At 67.0% G+C, this 19,949-nt stretch carries 18 protein-coding genes; 7 read left to right on the top strand and 11 right to left on the bottom strand.

Going from position 1 to position 19,949, the window contains the following annotated elements:
* Positions 1-981: an ABC transporter ATP-binding protein gene (locus AC3WLN_RS00115; RefSeq protein ID WP_492478804.1), complete on the top strand. Its 981-nt coding sequence runs from the start codon at positions 1-3 to the stop codon at positions 979-981.
* Between the two features lie 49 nt (positions 982-1,030).
* Positions 1,031-1,519 (top strand): cyanase, encoded by a 489-nt coding sequence (gene cynS, locus AC3WLN_RS00120; RefSeq protein WP_492478805.1) that lies wholly within the window; start codon positions 1,031-1,033, stop codon positions 1,517-1,519.
* 294 nt (positions 1,520-1,813) lie between these two features.
* On the opposite strand, the gene AC3WLN_RS00125 is transcribed toward cynS, so the two are convergent.
* The 6 genes from AC3WLN_RS00125 to AC3WLN_RS00150 form a co-directional block, all read right to left on the bottom strand.
* Positions 1,814-2,923 carry an aldo/keto reductase gene (locus AC3WLN_RS00125; RefSeq protein ID WP_492478807.1) on the bottom strand — a complete coding sequence of 370 codons (1,110 nt, stop codon included), beginning with the start codon at positions 2,921-2,923 and terminating at the stop codon, positions 1,814-1,816.
* Positions 2,924-2,971: 48 nt separating this feature from the next.
* A complete protein-coding gene (gene larB / locus AC3WLN_RS00130; protein ID WP_492478808.1) occupies positions 2,972-3,673 on the bottom strand; it encodes a nickel pincer cofactor biosynthesis protein LarB in 702 nt (233 codons plus the stop codon).
* Complete coding sequence (gene larE / locus AC3WLN_RS00135) at positions 3,670-4,497, bottom strand: ATP-dependent sacrificial sulfur transferase LarE (RefSeq protein ID WP_492478809.1); 828 nt, start codon at positions 4,495-4,497, stop codon at positions 3,670-3,672. Before larE ends, larB begins: the two co-directional genes overlap by 4 nt.
* Positions 4,494-5,792, bottom strand: a complete 1,299-nt coding sequence (larC, locus tag AC3WLN_RS00140; RefSeq protein WP_492478811.1) for a nickel pincer cofactor biosynthesis protein LarC — start codon at positions 5,790-5,792, stop codon at positions 4,494-4,496. Before larC ends, larE begins: the two co-directional genes overlap by 4 nt.
* A gap of 110 nt (positions 5,793-5,902) precedes the next feature.
* Positions 5,903-6,355 carry a response regulator gene (locus AC3WLN_RS00145; RefSeq protein WP_492478812.1) on the bottom strand — a complete coding sequence of 151 codons (453 nt, stop codon included), beginning with the start codon at positions 6,353-6,355 and terminating at the stop codon, positions 5,903-5,905.
* Positions 6,352-7,443, bottom strand: coding sequence for a sensor histidine kinase (locus AC3WLN_RS00150; RefSeq protein ID WP_492478813.1), 1,092 nt, complete (start codon positions 7,441-7,443; stop codon positions 6,352-6,354). The genes AC3WLN_RS00145 and AC3WLN_RS00150 overlap by 4 nt, the downstream gene beginning before the upstream one ends.
* 314 nt (positions 7,444-7,757) lie before the next feature.
* On the opposite strand from AC3WLN_RS00150, the gene AC3WLN_RS00155 reads away from it, so the two are divergent.
* Both AC3WLN_RS00155 and AC3WLN_RS00160 read left to right on the top strand, forming a co-directional pair.
* The gene (locus tag AC3WLN_RS00155) at positions 7,758-10,181 is read left to right on the top strand and encodes a PAS domain S-box protein (protein WP_492478814.1); all 2,424 of its coding nucleotides are present in this window, start codon (positions 7,758-7,760) and stop codon (positions 10,179-10,181) included.
* Positions 10,182-10,319: 138 nt separating this feature from the next.
* Positions 10,320-10,523 (top strand): ribosome modulation factor, encoded by a 204-nt coding sequence (locus tag AC3WLN_RS00160; RefSeq protein ID WP_492478815.1) that lies wholly within the window; start codon positions 10,320-10,322, stop codon positions 10,521-10,523.
* Positions 10,524-10,567: 44 nt separating this feature from the next.
* Here the strand turns inward: AC3WLN_RS00160 and AC3WLN_RS00165 are convergent, their stop codons facing one another.
* Entirely contained in the window at positions 10,568-11,356 is a 789-nt protein-coding gene (locus tag AC3WLN_RS00165; protein WP_492478816.1) for a Crp/Fnr family transcriptional regulator, read from the bottom strand.
* Between the two features lie 793 nt (positions 11,357-12,149).
* Between AC3WLN_RS00165 and AC3WLN_RS00170 the strand changes: the two genes are divergently transcribed.
* Positions 12,150-12,608, top strand: a complete 459-nt coding sequence (locus AC3WLN_RS00170; protein ID WP_492478817.1) for a cupin domain-containing protein — start codon at positions 12,150-12,152, stop codon at positions 12,606-12,608.
* A 10-nt stretch (positions 12,609-12,618) separates the two neighbouring features.
* Here AC3WLN_RS00170 and AC3WLN_RS00175 read toward each other — a convergent pair whose 3' ends face one another.
* From AC3WLN_RS00175 to AC3WLN_RS00190, 4 genes are all read right to left on the bottom strand, one after another.
* On the bottom strand, positions 12,619-16,074 hold the full coding sequence (locus AC3WLN_RS00175) for an SbcC/MukB-like Walker B domain-containing protein (RefSeq protein WP_492478818.1): 3,456 nt from the start codon (positions 16,072-16,074) through the stop codon (positions 12,619-12,621).
* 191 nt (positions 16,075-16,265) lie between these two features.
* Positions 16,266-16,901, bottom strand: a complete 636-nt coding sequence (locus AC3WLN_RS00180; RefSeq protein ID WP_492478819.1) for a DUF4194 domain-containing protein — start codon at positions 16,899-16,901, stop codon at positions 16,266-16,268.
* 101 nt (positions 16,902-17,002) lie between these two features.
* Positions 17,003-17,272 (bottom strand): hypothetical protein, encoded by a 270-nt coding sequence (locus AC3WLN_RS00185; RefSeq protein WP_463769848.1) that lies wholly within the window; start codon positions 17,270-17,272, stop codon positions 17,003-17,005.
* 191 nt (positions 17,273-17,463) lie between these two features.
* Entirely contained in the window at positions 17,464-18,852 is a 1,389-nt protein-coding gene (locus tag AC3WLN_RS00190; protein ID WP_492478821.1) for a Wadjet anti-phage system protein JetA family protein, read from the bottom strand.
* 149 nt (positions 18,853-19,001) lie between these two features.
* Between AC3WLN_RS00190 and AC3WLN_RS00195 the strand changes: the two genes are divergently transcribed.
* Both AC3WLN_RS00195 and AC3WLN_RS00200 read left to right on the top strand, forming a co-directional pair.
* The gene (locus tag AC3WLN_RS00195) at positions 19,002-19,649 is read left to right on the top strand and encodes a PRC-barrel domain-containing protein (RefSeq protein WP_492478822.1); all 648 of its coding nucleotides are present in this window, start codon (positions 19,002-19,004) and stop codon (positions 19,647-19,649) included.
* Between the two features lie 11 nt (positions 19,650-19,660).
* The gene (locus AC3WLN_RS00200) at positions 19,661-19,909 is read left to right on the top strand and encodes a hypothetical protein (protein ID WP_492478823.1); all 249 of its coding nucleotides are present in this window, start codon (positions 19,661-19,663) and stop codon (positions 19,907-19,909) included.
* Positions 19,910-19,949 lie beyond the last annotated feature (40 nt).

Genomic DNA, 19,949 nt, shown 5'->3' on the forward strand with positions numbered 1-19,949 from the left:
ATGGCCACCCTGGTTCCCTTCCGTACCCGACCCTCAGACTCGACCGGAGACACCTGCATGTCGTCCCAGACCATGCCGTCTGCGGAAAAATTCATCTCCATTGAAGGCATCGCCCGGCGCTACCCGGCGCCGGGGGGCAAGAGCACCACCGTGTTCGAGAACCTGTGGTTGCCGATGCGGCGAGGCGAGTTCGTCTGCATGATCGGCCATTCCGGGTGCGGCAAGACCACAGTCCTCAACATCCTCGCCGGGCTCGAGGCTCCGAGCGAGGGCGTCGTCATCGTCGATGGGCAGGCGATCGAGGGCACCAGCCTCGACCGGGCGGTGATCTTCCAGGGCCACGCTCTGCTGCCCTGGCGTACGGTGCTGGGCAACGTCGCCTACGCGGTCTCTTCGCGGTGGCGGAAGGCTTCGCGTGCCGAGGTGAACGCTCGTGCCGAGAAAGCTATCGCGACGGTCGGACTCGCGGGCTCCGAGCACAAGCGCCCGTCCGAATTGTCCGGCGGCATGAAGCAGCGCGTCGGCATCGCGCGTGCGCTCGCCATCGATCCCAAGATCCTGCTGATGGACGAGCCGTTCTCGGCGCTCGACGCCCTGACGCGGGGGACGCTTCAGGACGAAGTCCGGCGCATCTGCGTCGAGACTGGCCAGACCGTCTTCATGATCACCCACGACGTCGACGAGGCGATCTACCTCGCGGACCGCATCGTGCTGATGACCAATGGACCGCAGGCCAAGGTCGCAGAAATCGTCGAGAATCCGTTGCCCAAGGTCCGGGACCGCACGCAGCTGCACCATGCACCGGGCTATTACGCCCTGCGCAACCACCTGATGGACTTCCTAATCAGTCGTTCGAAAACGCTGCGGGACGCGATGCCGGTCGGCTACGACCCGCGCCATCCGCCGGTGATCCGCCCGAGCCTGAGCGAAGCCGATGCCGCCGCCCTCTCGGCGGACGCTGCTCCCGCCCGGCGCGCCTGACCTTCCCTCTTTCGACCCACCTCTTCCAATCCGGCACGGAGTGCAAGTCATGAAGCGCGAAGACCTCACCGAGAAACTGCTCGACATCAAGCGCGAGAAGGGCTGGACCTGGAAGTACATCCAAGATGAGATCGGCGGCATCTCTCCAATTCTGATCACCGCCGCCTGCATGGGCCAGATGAAGCTGCCAAAGGCCCAGGCCGCCAAGGCCGCCGCTCTGTTCGGTCTCTCCCAGGCCGAGGAACGGATGCTGAATGAGGCCCCCTATCGCGGCTCGATCGCGCAGATGCCCCCGACGGACCCGCTGATCTACCGTTTCTACGAACTGGTCATGGTCTACGGCACCACCTGGAAGGAGCTGATCCAAGAGGAATTCGGCGACGGCATCATGTCAGCCATCGACTTCAACATGACCATGGAGCGCGAGCCCAACAACAAGGGCGACCGGGTGAAGATGAACCTTTCCGGCAAGTTCCTGCCGTACAAGTACTACGGCAACGAGGAAGGCGTGCCGGATTACGGTTTCAAGGAAGGCTGATCGGCCCGCCGGCGAGCATCGCCGCGATGTTCGCCGACCGCACCGGGTTGCCCTAAGCTACGACGTCACGCCGCTCTCTGCATAGCAAAACGATGGCGGATCACACCGCGTCGGTCCGGGGCACCGGAGGCGAGCCCGGAATCCATAACCGCCGACGGTGGCAAGCTTTGCACCGCCGGCGTGTGGGGCTCGGGGCTCCGGTTTGCGGCTCCGGGATGACGTGGTGCGACCAAAGATCCTGTGTAGAGGTTTTCGGCTGGTACCGACTTACCGCCCCGAGATGGCCGTACGGCTTCACTCCATTGTGGGCGCAAGCTTCTTCACGCTCTCCACGTCTTCGCCGAGCCAGGCCGCGTTCTTGGCCGTTCCGTCGAAGGTGGCGGAGGTCTTGAACAGCTCGTACTTACCCTGCAGCGCGTAGGGCTTGCTGCGATCCAGCAACTCGGCGACCTTCGCCTTGTCCATCGGCTTGAAGGTCTTGACAGCTTCGAACGCCTGATCGAGGTCGCGTTGGCTTTCAATGCCAGTGATCACGACGCTGGTCGGCAGGTTCAGACAGAAGTGCAGGTATTCGAGCGGCTTGATCGGTGCATCGCTCTTCAGGATGACCCCATCGCCGAAGGTCTTCATGCCGAGCGCTGCGATGCCGTGCTGCACGAGGTAGGGCAACACGAGGTGCCCGAACGAGCGGAAATGCGCATCCATGACGTTAAGCGGCATCTGCACCGAGTCGAACTGGAAGCCACGTTCCTCGGAGACTTCGAGCATCTGCAGGTGGATGCGTGGGTCCTTGTGGCCCGTAAAGCCGATGTAGCGCAGCTTGCCGGCCTTCTTGGCCTCCACGAAGGCCTCCATCGCGCCCCCCTCGGCGAAGACCCGGTCCGGGTCGTCGAAGCGTAGAATCTCGTGGTGTTGCACGAGATCGATACGGTCGGTGCGCAGACGCTTGAGAGATTCGTCGATCTGCCGCATCGCCTCCTGCTTGGTACGGCCGTCCATCTTGGACATCAGGAACACCTTGTCACGGTAACCGTCCTGCGAGAGGGCAACGCCCATGCGCAACTCCGAGCGGCCGCCGTTATAGTCCCAGCAATTGTCCATGAACGTGATGCCGCGATCGATGCCGGCATGGATCAGGCGGGTTGCCTCATCATCGGAGACCGCGTTCTTGCCCAGATGGAAACCGCCCATACCGATCGCCGAGATTTTCTCGTCATGGCGACCGAAGGATCGATAGAGCATCTCGCCCCGGCGCTCACCGGGATCGGTGACGAAGGGCAGGTCGGCCGGGTCCTTCGGACGGGTATTGAGCAGGCCGGGGGCGGTCACGGCCGCGCCGGCGCTGCTGGTGGCGGCGAGTCCGGCGCCGGCGGCGGCGCCCTGTAGGAAGCTGCGGCGTTCCATGTCTGCTCTCCGGTGTGAAGGGGGGTGATACGGGTGTCGTACGGCATGTCAGGCGCGTATTCCGTCATCGGCCGCGAGATCCGAGAGGGCACGGGCGGCCTGCAGAAGACGCATCGCCGCGCAGGCGGCGCCGTAACCGTTGTCGATGTTGACGACGGTGATCCCGGGGGCACAACTCGCGAGAATCGCATCGAGAGCGGTGCGGCCGCCCTCGGCGACACCGTAGCCGACGGAGGTCGGTACCGCGATCAGGGCGCTGGCGACGAGGCCGCCGACGACGCTCGGCAGGGCCGCATCCATGCCGGCGGCCACGATGAGGATTGGATGGGCGCGGATTTCGTCGAGCCGTCGGGTCAGGCGCCAGAGCCCGGCGACGCCGACATCCGCGAACAGGGTCGTGGCGTGGCCCTGATAGGCCAGGGTCCGCTCGGCCTCGCGCGCGACCGGAACATCGGAGGTGCCGGCTGCGACGATGCCGATCCGCGCCGGCCCGGTCATCGGCCTGGCTTGGCCGAAGATGGCCGTGCGCGACACCGCGCAGTAATCGATCCGTGCGCGATGGGACTCTGCGAGGGCCGCGTGCTTGTCGGGATCGAGCCGCGTCAGCAGGAGCGGTGCGCCGCGCGCCGCGGCGGCCTCCAGGATCGCGTCGATCTGAACGGGCGACTTACCGGCGGCGTAGATCGCCTCTTCCAAGCCGATCCGCTCGGGGCGGGCGAAGTCGAGGACGAATTCGTCGGCGACGCTCATCGGGCCGCGCCCGTCAGAAACGCGCTGCCGGTGCGATAGGCCATGAAGCGCACGGGAGCCTGCGGCAGGTTCACCGGCGTGCTGGCGCGAATTTCCGCCGCCAGGGCGGTCCGACGCGGAACGTCGAGAGCAGCGAGGCTTTCGGGGTCGAGTTCTACCACGATCCCGGCCGCTCGGACGCGGCAACGCACGGCACGGCGCGGTCCGCTCCCCGCCTCCAGGCTGCGGCTCACCAAGCCCTCGACGGCATGAATGAAGGCAAGGGTCTCTGGCTCGATCCGGATTCCGGTCTCGACCCGGCTCGACAGGCACGGCGCAGCCGGCAGTTCCGCCACAGCCCCGAGGCCAAGGTTGCGGGCCAGTCCCCGCACCATGGCCTTGTCGAGTCCGGCCTCCACGTAGGGATGGCGCACACCGTGCTCGCGCGCGGCATCGAGCCCCGGCCGGTACTCACCCAGATCGTCAAGATTAGCGCCCGACACCATGGTCCGGTCGGTCACCTGGCGGATCGTCCCGTAGAGATTGGTCTTGCAGAAGAAGCAGCGGTTGACCGGGTTGGCACGGTAATTCGGGTCGGCAAACTCGCCGGCCTCGACGACGCGGAGGGACCAGCCCGCCCGAGCCGCTTCGTCCCGGACGCGCTGTGTCGCCTCAGTCGGTACGGCAGGCGAAGCGGCATGCACCATCAGCGCCCCCTCGGCACCAAGCAGGCGATGGGCGGTCTCGGCCAGCGTGAGGCTGTCGACGCCACCGCTCACCGCGACCGCGAGCGGTCCAATCTCCCGCAGGACCTCATTCAGCCGCAGCAGAAATTCACTATTCATGCCGCGCCTCCCTCCTCGGAGTCGGCCCGGAGCCCCAAGCCCTCGGCGGTGCGGCGCAGATTGGCACGGGCTGCGTGGCCTTCCTGAGCGACCGCGTCGTCCGCCTCCGCCTTGGCTGTACGCCCGCCCGGCCGATCAACCACCTTCACGCGGACGGATTGCCCCTCGACGACGACGGTATGCATCCGCCGCGGCAGGGCAGTGCCAGAGACGATCCGATGCCGCAGGCCGATCGTCGTGGTCTCGCGAAAGCAGGCGGCCAGCGCCGCGTCGATCGCGCTGGCGCGGGCGAGCGCCCGGACATGGGTCATCATCCGTCCCTTCTTGCCGAAGACCGGCATCTGAACGACATCGAAGATGTCGGGATGCGCGCGCAGGCGGTCGAGGCCCATGCCGAGATCCTCCGCCGACTGGTCATCCACCTCGAATTCGATCACGCCGAGGTCGCGGTGCTCGCCGCTCCCCCGTGCCGCCGCAGCCTCGTAGACGACGGCGCGCAAGCAATTGCTCAAGCCGGGCAGCACCTTCGTTCCGAAGCCGATGCCCGATCCTTTCAGAATCCTCGGTTCTGCCGCCAGGGGCGGTGCGACATTCCGAAGATGGCGGAGAATCGCCGCCCCCGTCGGGGTCACGCGCTCGCCCGGCACGCCGTCATCCAAGGTCTCGAACCCCTCGATGAGAAGGCTCGTGGCAGGAGCGGGCACCGGGAGCGGCCCATGCTGCGTGCGGACCCGCCCAGACCCGAGGGGCAGCGCCGACACGCTCCAGGCCTCGGCATCGAGAGCCGCGATCAGGTGCGCAGCCGCCACGATGTCGGCAATCGAATCCCAGGCGCCGACCTCGTGGAAGGCGACCGCCTCGATGGCGATGCCGTGGACCCGTGCCTCAGCCTCGGCGAGACGGCAGAAGATACCGATGGCATGGCTTCGCACGGCCGGTTCGAGCGGGGAGGCCTCGAGGTCCGCACGTATGCGCGACCAGTGGCGATGGCCGTGCGCGTTCGCGGCATGGTGATGCTCCGGCTCATGGTTGGGTGCATAGTTGTGATCGTGGTCGTGATGCCGGTGGGTATGGCCGGCCTCGGCCCGGTCCCCTTCACTCCCGCGGCGCGCCACGAGGAAGCGCCGGCCGGACAGAATGCCGTCGTTATGCCGGACAAGTTCGCACGACACCTCCGGCAGCGCAGCGCAGATGCTGGCCAGCACCCCGGCTTCCTGTTCCGGAAAAGCATCGAGGAGGGCGGCGGCGAACATGTCGCCGGCAATGCCGCCGAGGGCGTCGAGGTGGATCTGCATGCGCTCTGGCGTTCGTTGTCTCGTCACCGCATTGGGCGAACCCAACATCGGTCGGAAAGGTCCGCCGACAAGCGCCAGCGCATGGGGACCGAAGGCCGCAGCGGGTGCGTTCAGTCCGCCCTGATCTGGTGTGGACCGACGACCTTGGCCCAGAACGAGCAACCGCAGGCGAGCGGCTGCGCGCCGTTCTTGGCGGGCAGGCTTTCGCAGGTCAGCAGGTGGCGCAGCAGCCGCTCCATCTGGGCGATCTGATAGGGCTTCTGCATCACTGGCACGGAGCCATAGGCAGGCTCGATACCGGAGACACCGTAGCCGGTGGCGAAGATGAACGGGATACCGCGCTCGAACAGGACGTCGGCGACGGCGTAGCTACAGGTCTCCCCGAGGTTCACGTCGAGGATCGCCAGGTCCAGGTCCGTTCCGCGGGCCAGGGCCACCGCCTTGTCGAGCCGCATGGCGATCTCGACCTCGCAGCCGAGGTCGAGCAGCATGTCCTCGCCGAGCATGGCGACAAGGCTCTCATCCTCGACCAGCAGGACGCGTCGCCCCTCAAGGGCACTCATCGACCGGTCCGTCCCGTCACGAGGTCCTGGCCGTGCCAGCCCAGCGCTGTCAGCGGAATCTGCAGGTGGCACGTCACACCGGCCGGCGCGAACGTCAGCGTCGCGGTGCCGTCGAACTCCATCGGCAGCTGCCGCTCGATCAGCCGGCTGCCGAAGCCCTTGCGGGCGGGTTCGGTGACGGTCGGCCCGCCGGTTTCCGTCCAGACGAGGTCGAGTCGTTCGCCGTCGCCCGCCGGCTCCAGGGTCCAGCGAACGCTGACCCGCCCCTCGGGAACCGAGAGCGCGCCATACTTCGCAGCGTTGGTCATGAGTTCGTGAAGCGCCATCGCCAAGGTCACGGCGACCTTCGGGTGCAGGCGGGTGTCCGGGCCGACGAGATCGAACCGACCGGTTTCCACCTCCGCGAGAGCATGCGGGGCGAGCGCGCCCTCGACGACGCTGCGCAGGCTGGCACTCTCCCAATTCTCCGCAGTCAGTACGTTGTGGGTATTCGAAAGGGCAACCATGCGAGCGTCGAACGTCTGACGCGCCACCGTGTCGGTCTTGCCCCGAAATGTCTGCGCGGCGATCGACTGGACCGTGGCCAGAGTGTTCTTGACCCGGTGGTTCAACTCGTTGGTGAGCAGCCGCTGGCGCTCGGCCGCAGCCTTTTCCTCGGTGATGTCGCGAACCTCAATGATCGTACCGATGATCCGCGCCTCGTCGTCGCGAATCGGGCTCGCTGTGAAGCCGACGGGGTAGAAGTGCCCGTCCTTGTGCACGAAGACCTCCTCGCCGCGCTCCTGGTTGTTCTCCGGGAAAGCCCGATCGATGGCGCATTCGGCGAGCGGGAAGGGTCGCCCGTCTGGATAGGTGTGATGCACGATGTCGTGCAAGGGGCAGTCGCGAGCGAGCACCTCCGGCAGGGTGAAGCCGGTGAGCAGTTCGGCCGCCCGGTTCATGTAGACGCAGTGCTGCCGGTCATCCATCAGGAAGATCGCGACGGACGCATTGTTCAGGACTGCGTTCAGCCGCCTCTCGGTCTCGTGCAATTGCGAGCCGCGCCGCAGGGTCGGCAGGGTGGTGGTGGTCGTATCGAACGTCTGCATCGGTCCTGAATTCGGCACGAACGATCGCTTCCTGGGATTGGACGGCGGTGAGGCCGGCCGGTGAGGCATCTCAGAGGCCGTGCATGTCCCATACCGCCGGCAGGGTCCAGTGGCCTGCAGGCATAGGTCTCCGTTCGGCGTCTACTGCAATCCACGGTCTGCGGGTTGGTTCCGGTGTGGATCGGTTCATCGGCACAGCCCGTCATCGACGGACCGACGGACGTCGGTTAGGGAGGCGTCACGCGGCACGAATCGCGACGCGGGGCCGGTGGCTCCGGCTGCGACGCGTTCCGTTCGAGACGACACGGGGGGTCATGGACGACGCACGCGCACGGCTTCGTCTGAAAGAATTGGAACTCCAGGCGGAGATAGCAGCGCTGCGAGCGCAGCGCGACGCCATGATCCATGCGCCCAATCCGGGCCAGCGGACCTCGGCCGCGAGCGCTGACCTCCTGTTCACGGCAGCGGAGAAGACCCGCATGCCGATGATCATCACCGATCCGAACCTGCCGGATAATCCCATCGTCTTCGCCAACCGCGCCTTCCAGGATCTCTGCGGCTACGGCGCGGTAGAATTGCTGGGGCGCAATTGCCGTTTCCTCCAGGGGAGCGGGACCGACCCCGCCGAAGTCGCGCGGGTCCGCGACGCCATCGCGGCCCGGCGCGACGTCGTCGTGGAGATCGTCAATTATCATCGTGACGGGAGCGCGTTTCGCAACGAACTCTACGTCAGCCCCGTCTTCGCCCCTGACGGACGGCTGATCTACTTCTTCGGTAGCCAACTCGACGTCACCCGCTTCCGCACGGAGGAGGGCAAGCTCGCCGAGAGCGAGGCGCGCTACCGGACATTGTTCGATGCCATCGATGCCGGATTCTGCATCGTCGAGATGCGGTTCGATTCCGGCGGCCGTCCCGTCGACTATCGCTTCCTTGAGGTCAACCCGGCCTTCGAACGCCAGGCCGGTCTCGGTGAGGTGGTCGGCTGCTGGGTCAGCCAGGTGATCCCGAATCTCGAACCGCGCTGGCTCGAGATCTACGGCGAAGTCGCCCTGACCGGCAGGCCCGTGCGGTTCGAGAGCGGCGCGGTTGCCCTCGGACGCTGGTTCGACGTCCATGCCCTGCGCGTAGGCGAGCCGGTCCAGCACCGCGTCGCAATTCTTTTCAACGACATCACCGAGCGGCGCGAGGCCGAGACCCTGCTGCGCACCACGGCGCGAGACCGGACGACCGAGCGCGACCTCGTCTGGCGCGCCAGTCGCGACCTTCTCGTGATCTGCGGTTTCGACGGCATCTATCGGGCGGTAAACCCGGCCTGGTCGGAGATGTTGGGCTGGCCTGCGAACGTCCTCACCGGTTCGCGGTTCGATGCCCATCTGCATCCGGACGACATTCCGGCAGCGACCGAAGCCTTCACGCGCCTGGCCAAGGGCAACGTCATCGACAACATCGATGTCCGTATGCGAACGGCCGACGGCGGCGTACGCTGGATCTCGTGGAACGCGATCCCTCAAGGAGACCATTTCTACGCCGCCGGCCGCGACGTCACCGAGCGGAAGCTGCTGGAGGAGCAATTGCGCCAGTCGCAGAAGCTCGAGGCGGTGGGCCAGCTCACGGGTGGCATCGCTCACGACTTCAACAACCTCCTGACGGTCATCAAATCCTCGACCGATCTCCTGAAGCGGCCGGATCTGCCGGAGGAGCGCCGCCAGCGCTACATCGGGGCGATTTCCGATACGGTCTCCCGGGCCGCCAAGCTGACCGGCCAACTCCTCGCCTTCGCGCGACGTCAGGCCCTCAGCCCCGAAGTCTTCGACGTGGCACGGAGCGTCGCCTCGGTGGCCGATATGGTGGGTACCCTCACGGGCGCCCGTATCCAGGTAGAGACCGAGATCGATCCGAGTCTCGCCCCAGATGGAACGCCGCTGACCTACCTCGTCGACGCCGACCCAAGCCAGTTCGACACCGCCCTCGTCAACATGGTCGTGAATGCCCGCGATGCCATGGATGGCGAGGGCCGCCTTCGAATTCGGGTGACCCGGGCGCTCGCGATCCCGGCTGTCCGGGCGCATCCTCGGATCCGTGGCGACTTCGTCGCTGTCTCGGTTTCCGACACGGGCTCGGGCATTCCGCCAGAGGTGTTGGACCGGATCTTCGAGCCGTTCTTCACCACGAAGGGGGTCGGTCAAGGTACCGGCCTCGGCCTGTCGCAGGTCTTCGGCTTCGCCAAGCAGTCCGGGGGCGAGGTCGTGGTGGACAGTACCCTCGGGTACGGCACCACCTTCACCCTCTTCCTGCCGCGAAACCGCGGCGCGGTGGCGCCTCAGGCGGATCTGCCGGAACCGGCCATTCTGGCCGACGGCCACGGAACGCGCGTGCTGGTGGTCGAGGACAATCTCGAGGTCGGCGCCTTCGCCACCCAAGCGCTCCAGGAACTCGGCTACGTCACCCGCTGGGTCACCGATGCGGAGCAGGCCCTTCAAGTGCTCGAGGCGGCGGAGAGCGCCTTCGACGTGATTTTTTCCGACGTGGTGATGCCGGGCATGAACGGGATCGACCTGGGACAGGCGATCCAGACCCGTCACCCCGGGCTACCGGTCGTCCTGGCTTCAGGATACAGCCACGTCATCGCCGAGCAGGGCACGCACGGGTTCGAATTGCTGCGCAAGCCCTACTCGGTGGAGGACCTGTCCCGCATCCTGCGCCGCGCCGTCGCGCTCGGCCACCCGCGCGGCGCGTGAGAGCGCCCCGCACGATCGCGCCAGTATGGTCCCGACAGGATGAACCAGACCGGAGCGCTTCGGGTTGACCCGCGACACGGCGGCGAAACTGACCCAACCCGGATCATTCCATGCCGCGCAATCATCGGGACAGCACACATGAGCGACGGAGCGACCGCGAGCGACAGCCCATTCATCAAGGGCCGGAATGCCCGCCTCTATGGCAAGCAGCGCGAGAGCTGCCCCTACGCCGAGGGAAGCGAGGACCGTGCGGCTTGGATACAGGCATTCGAGGAGGCGTCGGACGACCAATCGGAGACCGAAACCGGCACCGTCGACCCCCAGTCTACCCTCAGATCCTGAGCGGCAGCGGTGCGCCGGGGCGGCAGCTGCCGCTCCGGTGCGCCTCAGCCATCCAGGGTCGGCTGCCCGAGTTGCAGGTAGCTCGGATTGAATTCCGCCAGTTCGCTGAGGCGCGACCAGTCGAGGATGGTCAGCCGGCGCCCGGAGAGCGCGATGAGGCGCTGTCGCCGCAAGGCCTGAAGTGAACGGTTGACGTGGACGTTCGACAATCCGACCGTCACGGCGATGTCGCTCTGCGTCAGTGGCAAGTCATAGGTCATGCCCCGCGCCAGCCCGACGCTGCTCAGTCGCACATGGAGTTCGCAGAACAGATGCGCGATGCGCTCCGCTGCGGTGCGGCAGCCAATGTTGACGATCCACTCGCGCAAGGTCGCCTCGTTAACGAGAATGCTCATCCGGAGGGCTTGGCGTATGGCCGGGTGCTGACGGGCGACGGCGTGCAGCGCATCCGACGCGACCCGTGCCACGCGGCAGGGTGAGAGCGTACTGACCGTATGATCCATCCGGTTGATGAGGCCGGCCTCGAGGTAGCAATGGTCGCCCGGTACGAGATAGGCGGTGATCTGGCGCGCACCGTTCTGACGGAATTGGTTGCGACAAGCGAAACCCCGGAGAACGATCAGCACGCCATCGACCTGCTCTCCTTCGCGCAGAATGTCGGTATGGGCCGGATAATCTCTCGATGCCGTCATGAGACGCGACAGAGCATTCCGGTCCTCGGATGACAGGTCGTGATACGCGTCGAGCTTCTGTAGGAACGGAGAGGCCGACGCTTCCGCCGCCGAGAAGATAGTCCGGTCGACGACCGCCGAGCTGCTGAGGGCCTGCGCCATCTCACGAACTCCCAATTGCGATGTCTTCGATGGAAACGATCACGCCAACGCCCGTGACCACTCTAAGTCGTGGTCTCTTCGTTTGCATGAAATCGATCCGTTGACAGACGTCGTGCGCTTCATTCAAATTCGCTGACCAAATAAGAACAAAAAATACAATCGACGCAAGCGCAGATGTCGAATCCGACCTGTATGTTTCCATCGCTTGACTATATGTTCGATACCTAACTAACAAATGTTAGGATACCGTGACATCATCCGTTTGGATGATGACTTATCGATGTCCACTTGAACGACCGTTTGTCGTTCGAGAGAGCACTCGGTGTACTTGACCCTCGCCAGGTCGTGGCTGCGGTCCGGTTATCCCTCTGAAAATCCGCCCCATCTGTCGCGAACGCTGAAGCAGGACCGGATAGGTCCCGAGCGGCGCTGATGGAGGCGATCCGTGAGCCAGAGGCGAAAGTCCGGTCGCAATGCCCCGTCCGCTCACCTTTCCCGGACATGCTCCAGGATCGCTGCACCAGGGTGATGGCGGAGAACGATCCATAGATTACCGAGGCCGTGACAGAGAGCGCAACTTGTGAACGAACGGCCAGCGGTTGATCGATCGTGGATTAATCCCGTGACGACACCGAATATTGTCAATCGGGTTTAGAAAATGTTTATTTGAGAATCTATTAACGATCCTCTGCGGAAGGCTTGCTAAGCAACTCTGGTGGACTTGCGAATCCGACGCGCTTCCGAGAGTCTGATCCTGAAGATCTGCCCAGGGTGCCGGATGGAAATCGCACGTTTGCTTCATACGTTCGCGGGGCCGCTGATGGCTCTCGTCGGGACCATGCCGTCCTGGCGCCAAGTTTCCGCCCCTCCCCCGCTGCGCGAGGGGCCGGTGCGCAGGACCCACGATTTCCCGGCGGTTCAGCCGACGGAAACCGCCTATTGGCCGGAGCGCTCGCACATCCTGTCGGGCAAACCGAAGCAGACGGCGATTTATATCTACAAGAGCCCCGACGACCTCTTCGCGGCCGGGATCTGGACCTGCCAGCCCGGAAAGTTCCGCATCGATTTCGGCCGGGCGGAATTCATCCAGTTGATCGAGGGCATCGTGACGGTCACGGACGCGGAGGGCGTATCGAAGACCTACAGAGCCGGCGACGCCTTCGTGACGCCCGCCGGATTCTCCGGCACCTGGGAGGTAATCGAGCCGGTCAAGAAGCACTTCACCTGGTACGGCCCGGAACCGGTCTGGTAGCGCGGCCGCCCTACTCGGCGGCGTCGATGATCCGGAAGCCCTCGATGCCCTGGCGCTCGGGATTGATCGCCGCGAGCGCACGCTTGGCGGCTTCCAGCGGATGCTCCGCCTCGATCCGGACGGAGGTGAGGTCGGGGCTCTTGTAGACGGTGACGATGGTATCCATCACCTCCGTCAACGTGGTGCGCTTGTCCTCCGGGGCCGCGATGAGGAGTTGCAGACCCCAGGCCTGGTAGAGATCGACGAGGGCCTGGCTGTTGCGCACGTCGAGCTTCGAGAACGCCTCGTCGAGGAGACAGAGGCCGAGCCCCGGATTCTCGTCGCCCGGCCGGTCGCCCGGATAGTAGGCCGACGCGAGCGAGGCGGCGATGGCCACGTAAAACGGCGCCTGCGCCTCGCCGCCGGACCCGCGCAGGGCCCGATTCGACATGGTCGTGCGGTTGCCCGCCCGGTCTCGCATACCGATCTCGTAGACGAAGTAGTTCCGGTAATCGGCGAGCCGCGCCGCACTCTCTTCGCCTGCGATCAGGGCCGTGATCTCGTCGATGGCCGCGGAGAGCGGGCCGTCCGGGATCGCGCCGCCCTCGTCCGGCAGGATCGCCTGGGCGGCGTCGGGGGAGCGCGCGACCTCGGTGGCCAGGGCGTGGACCGCGGCGTAGCGCCGGTCGACCTCTGCCTCGAACGCATAGGTCTGTCCGGTAAACGTCTGGCTCGACAGGCGCTCGTTCAGAGCATCGAGGCGGGCACGAACGCGCTCGAACTTGTCGGCGAGCCGGGTCAGCAGGTCCTCGATCATCAGGCGGCGCATTTCGCTCTCAGCCCGCTTCGCCTGGTCGCGATAGCGCCGCAGTTCGTGACCCGCCACCTCGTCGTGGGCCCGCTTCGCCCAGCCATAGCCGAACGAGGCCGGGGCATCGCCTGCACCCAGCGGATTCTCGACGCGCCACTGCACGCAGTACTCGGCAAGGTCCCGCTCGGCCGCCCTCCCCTGCGTCCGGGCCGTCTCGGCCGCCTCCCGGGCACGGGCGCGGGCGGTGTTGCCAAGGCTCGCCAAAGCCTTGGCATCAAGGTCCGCACGCTCGGCTCGCAGCGTGCCCAGCCCCTGCGGGTCGAAAGCGTCCGGGCGGACGAGGCGGATGCGCATACTGTCGCCGCCGCTCCAGCGCTGGTAGGCGGTCCGGCGCGCCTGCAGTGCGGCCCGAGCCGCCTCTCGGCTCGTCGCCACCTTGGCCTTCAGCCCGGCTTCCTCGCCGAGGAGCAGGTCGCGCTTCGGCTCCAGCACCTGGACAAGCTCGGTGAGGTAGGCCGAACGCTCCTTCGCAAGCTCGGCGAGTTCGGCTTCCAGTACGCCGGTCCCTACGCGCTCCACGGTCTCTCGCTCGGTGGTCAGGCTGCGGCGGCGGCCCTCGATCGCATCCGCCTCGGCCCGCAGCTCGGCGAGGTCGAGGTTGGTCTCGGACAGGCGACGGGCCAGGGCGGCGGCGATCCGGGCGGCCTCGCACAGGACATCCGCTTCTGCACGCGCCCGGCGCGCCTCGGCCACCGCCTGTTCCCAATCCTGGCGGCTCTCGGCGGTCGGCCCGCGATGACCACGCGTCATCATCAACTGCACCGGGCGGACCACCGAATAGGCCATGCCCGAGGTGGAGCGTCCGCTCGGCGCCACGGCGCGGCTCATGTGCGCGAGGGCAGCGTCGTTCGGGGCGAGGTCATAGCCGCCGAGGCGCGCGCCGAGAAAAGCCTGCGCATGGGGGTCCGCGGTCTCGATCAGTGCGAGCGGACCCTCGTCGTCCCGCCCGCCGCGGCGCCGGGCCGTGTCCGTCGTCTTCACCAGCAGGCAGCGATAGAACTGGCTCTTGCGCGCTTCGAGAAGGGCGAAGGCCTCGTTGAGGCGGTCGGGCTGCACCACCAGCGCCTCGCGGGCACCGCCGAGGAGTCCCTCCAGGGCCTGCCCCCATTTCGGATCGGTGATCTCGGCCAATTCGCAGATCGGTGTCGCGACGATGCCGAGTCCCGCCAGTTCCTCGCGAAAGGCTCCGACATCGGAGGACAGGCGCGGAGCCGACGCCCGGCCCGGATTCGGGGCCGGCGCACGGGCTTGAGCCTCATTCTCCAACGCGCGGGCGCGCAGAGCCGCGTCCTCCGCGGCCCGTTCGAGGGGCGTCGCGATCGGCGGCATCCCGGCGAGGCCACCGATCAAGGCCGCGAGAGGCCCGTCGGAACGCAGCGTTTCCTCGGGATTGGCCTCCCGGCGCAGACCGGAGCGGGCGCAGGCCTCGACGAGGCGGGCGGCCTCGGGCGATACCTTGCGGATCTCGCCGACGATCACCGCGAGCTTGCCGGCATCCAGGACGATTCCGACCAATTCGCCGACACGGGCGGCCAGGTCGCGCCGGTCACGCGCCAACATGGCCAGACCGGCATTGGAAGCGGCGAGGCGGCCCTCGGCGGCACTGCCGGCCAGCAGTGCCTTCTTGCCGGCGATCTCGCCGTCGATCTCGCGGATGAAGCCCTGGCTGGTGGCGACGCTCTCCCGGGCGATGCGCAGGCGCTCGGCGATGTCACGAAGCGCCTGGCGCGCGGTGACGTTGTCGAGGATGCGCCGGCGCAGATCGGCATCGGCGGCACGCAGGTCGCCGAGCGCCGAGGCGAGGCTCGCTTCCGCCCAGGTCTCGTAGCGTCCGAGGATGCGGGCGAGATGGGAGAGGCGCCGTTCCAGTTCCTCGATGGTCTCGAGAAGGCGCCGCCAGGTCTCCACCGACTGCCGGATTCGCGCGACATCGAGAGGCTCGGGCTCGAGCACGAAGGACCGTACGAAGGCGGAGGAATCGAAGATCGGCTTGAATGCCACGGCGTTGGAGAAGGTGCGCAGGAAATGGCGCGGCTCTGGGATCGCAGCGCCCTCGCGCAGCATGCCCAGCAGTTCGGCGGTAAAGCGTTCGCCCGAGGCGCGGTATTCGTCGAAGGTCTCGCCGCGGGTCCGCAGGTCCTTGGCGATCTCGGCCCAAGGGGCGACGAAGCTGCCGCCCGGTGCCTCGCGTACATAGTCGGCGACCTCGAAGCGATGGCCGACGTGGACGAAGCGCGAGAGGGTGGTCTCGCGACTGTCCTCGGCCCGCGCCGCCAGGGCGAGCCCGGCCGAGACGACCCGGCCCGTCGCCTCGTTCTCGAACACGAGGACGATCAGGGTCTCGCAAGCTTCGCGCGTCGGGCGTCCCCCCTCGGCTGGGTCACTGATCCAGCCGAGGCAGTAGTCTCGCACGGTCCGGGCGCTACGGCCCGACGCCGACGCGTTCAGGGCGAGGCGGCTGGCGTTGTTTCCCGCGAGCACGGTGCCGACCGCGTCGAAGATCGTCGACTTGCCTGCACCCGTCGGTCCCACCAGCGCAGCCGCGCCCCGGATCCGGATCTGCTCGCGGCGGATCAGGTACCAGTTGGAGAGAACGATGTCGGTGAGGCGGTACACGGCCGGCGCTGGGGGTCCCGAGACGAAAAAGACCGTGTCGGAATGGACGCTGAGCGCCGCCGATGCAAGCCGCCGCCGATGCCGGGCTGGGGACGTGGCGCCCTATCCCGGCGAGCGGTGTCCGGTCCTCGCGCCTGAGACCAGCGAGTGGGGAAGGTTCTCGCGAGGCCTTTGGATCGCAGACCGATCCGTCAGGCTTCCTCGTCTCCACGCGCGGCGCCCCAGGCCCGGATCTGATCCATCCAGGCATCCGGCGACAGAACCGCGATCCCCGGAAGGATCATCAGGGGCGTGATCTTCTCGACCTTGTCGCGATCGCCGAGGCGCAGGCCGCCCTTACGGGCGAAGAGGCGCAGGATCTCGGTGAGGCGCGCCTCTTCCGGCGGATCGCTGCGCGTGGCGGTGCGAATCGATTCGACGATGTCGTCGGTTGTGCATTCGACGACGCCGTCGGTGGTGACCCGGTGGGCCCGCAGGCCCTCCTCGTAGGCGAGGCGCAGGGCGAGCAGCACCAGGGTCTCGTCCTTGCGAAGGCGCTCGGCCTGGGCATCGTGGCGGATGCCGTCCGGCGGGACCCGGAGGCACACCATCTGGTCGCGATGCATCACCTCGAAACCGTAGCCGAGGCAGGCGAAGTAGGCCTGGAAGAACGGGGCGTAGTGCCGGGCCAGCTCGTACGAGCGCCCGATGCCCGGCGTTCCGGCATAGACGCACTGGCTCTTCAGCATCACTTGGAGCGCGCGCGTGAGTTCTTCCTCCGAAGGCGCACGCGCGCCGGGCGGCGGCGGCTCCTCGCCGTCGAGGATGGCGCGAAAGGCTTCGAGCATGGCGGACCCCGGGGACGCGGAATGCGCCCGCGCCGGTGGGTGTCTCTAGCCCCTCCCCGCACGTCGCGCCAAGGGCTTGCTGGCCCACCCGCGACCCGTGTTCAGGCGGCCACGGCCGGCGTCGCGCGAAACAGGGAGAGGCAGGCCGTGTCGCGGTGCATGCTGAGGATCGAGGCTCGGTCGAGAGAGGGATTGGCCGCGAGGACCCGTTGGACCTCGGCCACGATGGTTTCGTAGCGGACCGGATCGTAGTTCGGTTCCAGGGGACTCACGGCGATGTATGTCTCGACGACGAGCACCCGCTCACAGCGCTCCCGACCGACTTCGGCGGCGATCCAGGCGTTCTTAATCAAGCACTTGGCGGCGGTCATGGGCGAACGCTCCCGCAAACTTCTGGCTCTTCGTCTCACGTCTTGCGCGCGAGATCGAGACGAGCATGAACCCGCCCTGGACTTTTGCCAAGAGCCGGGAGTCGACACGATGATTCATCGATATCCGAGTTCGGCGTGTGATGATTTGCAGAACCAAGCATAGAGCCGGTCAGAGACCCGAACAGCCACGCTCACCGGCCTAGCGTCGGCGCCCGTTCGAGCAGGAAATCCGGACAGTCGAGCCAGCCGTTCGCCACGCGGCCCTCCACGCGCGAGAGCCGGTAGCGGCCACGCAGGGAGCCGTCGAACAGGACGTCGATCTCGCGCAGGCGCTGGAAGACGACGAAGTCGTCGACGTTGGCGATGCGGATCTGCGATCCGCGGATGCTGCGCTCGGCCCCCAGGCGAGCCTCGACGAAGGCCACGACGCGCTCGGGCGTCACCGCGACCCGCTCGCGGAACGCGTCCTTGGCCGCGATGAAAGCTTCGATGACGGGGTCGATCTCGATTTCCGGCAACGGCTCCGACTCGATCGCCGCACGGCGCAGACGCGGCGCGTAGCAGTGTGGCTCGCCGATCGGCGGCCGGAAATACGAGACCTGGGGATCGGGCAGGCCGGCGAGTTCGTCGGCGGCACCCGCCACAGCGCGCAGGGCGGCCGCGGTCCGTTCGATCCTGTCGGAGTCTCGATGGTCGAGGTAGCGCAGGGTGGCGGCGATCCGGCGCTCGAGGCGGGCGACGATGTCCGCGACGGCATCGAGGTGGCGGTCGAGCCCTTCGAAAATCGCCAAGATCTCGGCGAGGTCGCTGCGGACCGCACGCTCGGCGCTGTCACGGTCCGGGGCTCGCCCTTCCCGGAGGCCCGCATCGGTCAGCGCCCGGAGGGTCAGGGGATCGCGCAGGGCCCGGCCGGCCTCGCGCACGATACCGGACCGGAAGCGGAACGGATTGAAGCGTGTGTGCAGCGTCCGGTAGTCGCTGACGAGGTGGCGTGCCACGAACTCCTCGAAATACAGACGCAGGGCGACGCCCTGGTCCGCCTCGCGCAGGATGCGTTCCTCGCTCTTGCGCATCGATCCGGCGAGGCTGCGCAGATGGCTCAGGAAGGTGCGCGCGGACTTGGCCGCGTTCACGAGGGCCTCGGAGCGTTCGGCCGGGTTGGCGATGGCACTCTCGAGGCTGCCCAGCACGTCGAGGACGGCGCCGCCGTAGGATCGCCGCTCCCCCCGGTCGAGGCGCGCCAGTTCCTCGATGACCATTCGGGCCTCTGGGTCGAATTCGACCACCGGGACGTAGCGCTCGCGCCGCTCGACCAGCCAGCCGGCATCGAGAAGACGGCGATAGACCACCGAGCGGCGCTCGCTTGGCTCGACGGGCACCGCGCTCTCGTCGTCGATCTCCCGGTCCACGAAATCGGCGGCGAAGTCCCCGATCGCGGTCAGGAGGTCGCTCTTACGCAGCGGTTCGGCGGTGTCCCCGAAGACACGGCCGTGCAGGTGCAGCAGCAGGGCCGCATTGAAAGCCCGGCTCGGCGAGGCGAGGGGCTTGAACAGGTCGTCGGAGAGATGCGTGAACAGCATGGCGAGGCGGAGAGATCAGCCCTGACCGAGGCGGAGAGTCAAATCGCTTGCGGCTAACCGGAGGCCCGACCTGAACCCCCAGCGCTGCCGGTGCGTTGTCCGGCGGTCGTTCGCGTTCCGCGAAGCCAGCCGTTTTCGTGGAGTCTGCCATGTCGACCCCCCGCAGGAGCGACCTGCTCCTCGCCCTGTCCTTCCTCGCCGTTTCCGCCCTGACCGAGGGCCGCGCCGTTGCGCAGCCGGCAGCACAGGAGAGCGGCAGCGGATTCGTGCAGGCGCTGCCGGGCACCATCCGCGGCTCGAAGATCATCGGCCTGCCGGTGGTCGGAATGGATCACGTGCGCGTCGGATCGATCGAGGACGTGCTCATCGGCGACGCCGGCAAGATCGAAGCCGTGGTGATCGGCGTCGGCGGCTTCCTCGGTATCGGTGAGAAGCTTGTGGCGGTCGCCTACGACACGGTCGCTTGGAACATGAAGGACGTCCCCCTTACGAGCGGGCCGACCTCGGTGACGACGCCGGAGACGAAACCCAGCGCCGAAGCCGCCGCGCGGGTGACGCCCGAAACGATGCCGGGAGCCGACACCAGCCGCGAGGTGCTCGGCGCCGTCCAGAACAAGCACACCGATCGGGTCACATCGGCTACGGGCACCGTCGACGAGACCAAGAAGCCGACGGCGGATCGCGCCACGACCCTGGCCGGCGGCGTGCCCGTGGAAGCCGAGATCCGGATGACGAAGGCGCAGCTCACTGCAGCTCCGGCCTTCCAGTACGGCGCGGGCCGCAAGGCCGAGAACTAGGAACCCATGAGATGATGCCGATGCCCCGCACCCTGGCGATCACCGTCCTCTTCTGGACCACGACCCTCGGCGCAGCCCTCGCCCAAGCGACCAATCCGGCCCCGTCGATCCCAGAGACCGGACCGGCCGGCTCGAACTCCTCGGCCGCCAATGCGGCGGCCACGGATTTCAACTGGATCTGGTTCAGCCTCGTGATCGCGGTGATCGCGCTCGGCGTCTGGTACGTCGCGCGGCGGCGCCAATCGGGCGACATCCGCTGAGTTTCCTGCAACGGCCGCCCGGTTCGAATCGCGCGCGGCC

The sequence above is a fragment of the Methylobacterium sp. FW306-05-D genome (genome assembly GCF_058782155.1).

What these genes read in the sequence shown, in the direction of transcription:
- AC3WLN_RS00115 (WP_492478804.1), top strand. Translation starts at nt 1, where the DNA reads ATGGCCACCCTGGTTCCCTTCCGTACCCGACCCTCAGACTCGACCGGA.
- cynS (WP_492478805.1), top strand. Translation starts at nt 1,031, where the DNA reads ATGAAGCGCGAAGACCTCACCGAGAAACTGCTCGACATCAAGCGCGAG.
- AC3WLN_RS00125 (WP_492478807.1), bottom strand. Translation starts at nt 2,923, where the DNA reads ATGGAACGCCGCAGCTTCCTACAGGGCGCCGCCGCCGGCGCCGGACTC.
- larB (WP_492478808.1), bottom strand. Translation starts at nt 3,673, where the DNA reads ATGAGCGTCGCCGACGAATTCGTCCTCGACTTCGCCCGCCCCGAGCGG.
- larE (WP_492478809.1), bottom strand. Translation starts at nt 4,497, where the DNA reads ATGAATAGTGAATTTCTGCTGCGGCTGAATGAGGTCCTGCGGGAGATT.
- larC (WP_492478811.1), bottom strand. Translation starts at nt 5,792, where the DNA reads ATGCAGATCCACCTCGACGCCCTCGGCGGCATTGCCGGCGACATGTTC.
- AC3WLN_RS00145 (WP_492478812.1), bottom strand. Translation starts at nt 6,355, where the DNA reads ATGAGTGCCCTTGAGGGGCGACGCGTCCTGCTGGTCGAGGATGAGAGC.
- AC3WLN_RS00150 (WP_492478813.1), bottom strand. Translation starts at nt 7,443, where the DNA reads ATGCAGACGTTCGATACGACCACCACCACCCTGCCGACCCTGCGGCGC.
- AC3WLN_RS00155 (WP_492478814.1), top strand. Translation starts at nt 7,758, where the DNA reads ATGGACGACGCACGCGCACGGCTTCGTCTGAAAGAATTGGAACTCCAG.
- AC3WLN_RS00160 (WP_492478815.1), top strand. Translation starts at nt 10,320, where the DNA reads ATGAGCGACGGAGCGACCGCGAGCGACAGCCCATTCATCAAGGGCCGG.
- AC3WLN_RS00165 (WP_492478816.1), bottom strand. Translation starts at nt 11,356, where the DNA reads ATGGCGCAGGCCCTCAGCAGCTCGGCGGTCGTCGACCGGACTATCTTC.
- AC3WLN_RS00180 (WP_492478819.1), bottom strand. Translation starts at nt 16,901, where the DNA reads ATGCTCGAAGCCTTTCGCGCCATCCTCGACGGCGAGGAGCCGCCGCCG.
- AC3WLN_RS00185 (WP_463769848.1), bottom strand. Translation starts at nt 17,272, where the DNA reads ATGACCGCCGCCAAGTGCTTGATTAAGAACGCCTGGATCGCCGCCGAA.
- AC3WLN_RS00190 (WP_492478821.1), bottom strand. Translation starts at nt 18,852, where the DNA reads ATGCTGTTCACGCATCTCTCCGACGACCTGTTCAAGCCCCTCGCCTCG.
- AC3WLN_RS00195 (WP_492478822.1), top strand. Translation starts at nt 19,002, where the DNA reads ATGTCGACCCCCCGCAGGAGCGACCTGCTCCTCGCCCTGTCCTTCCTC.
- AC3WLN_RS00200 (WP_492478823.1), top strand. Translation starts at nt 19,661, where the DNA reads ATGATGCCGATGCCCCGCACCCTGGCGATCACCGTCCTCTTCTGGACC.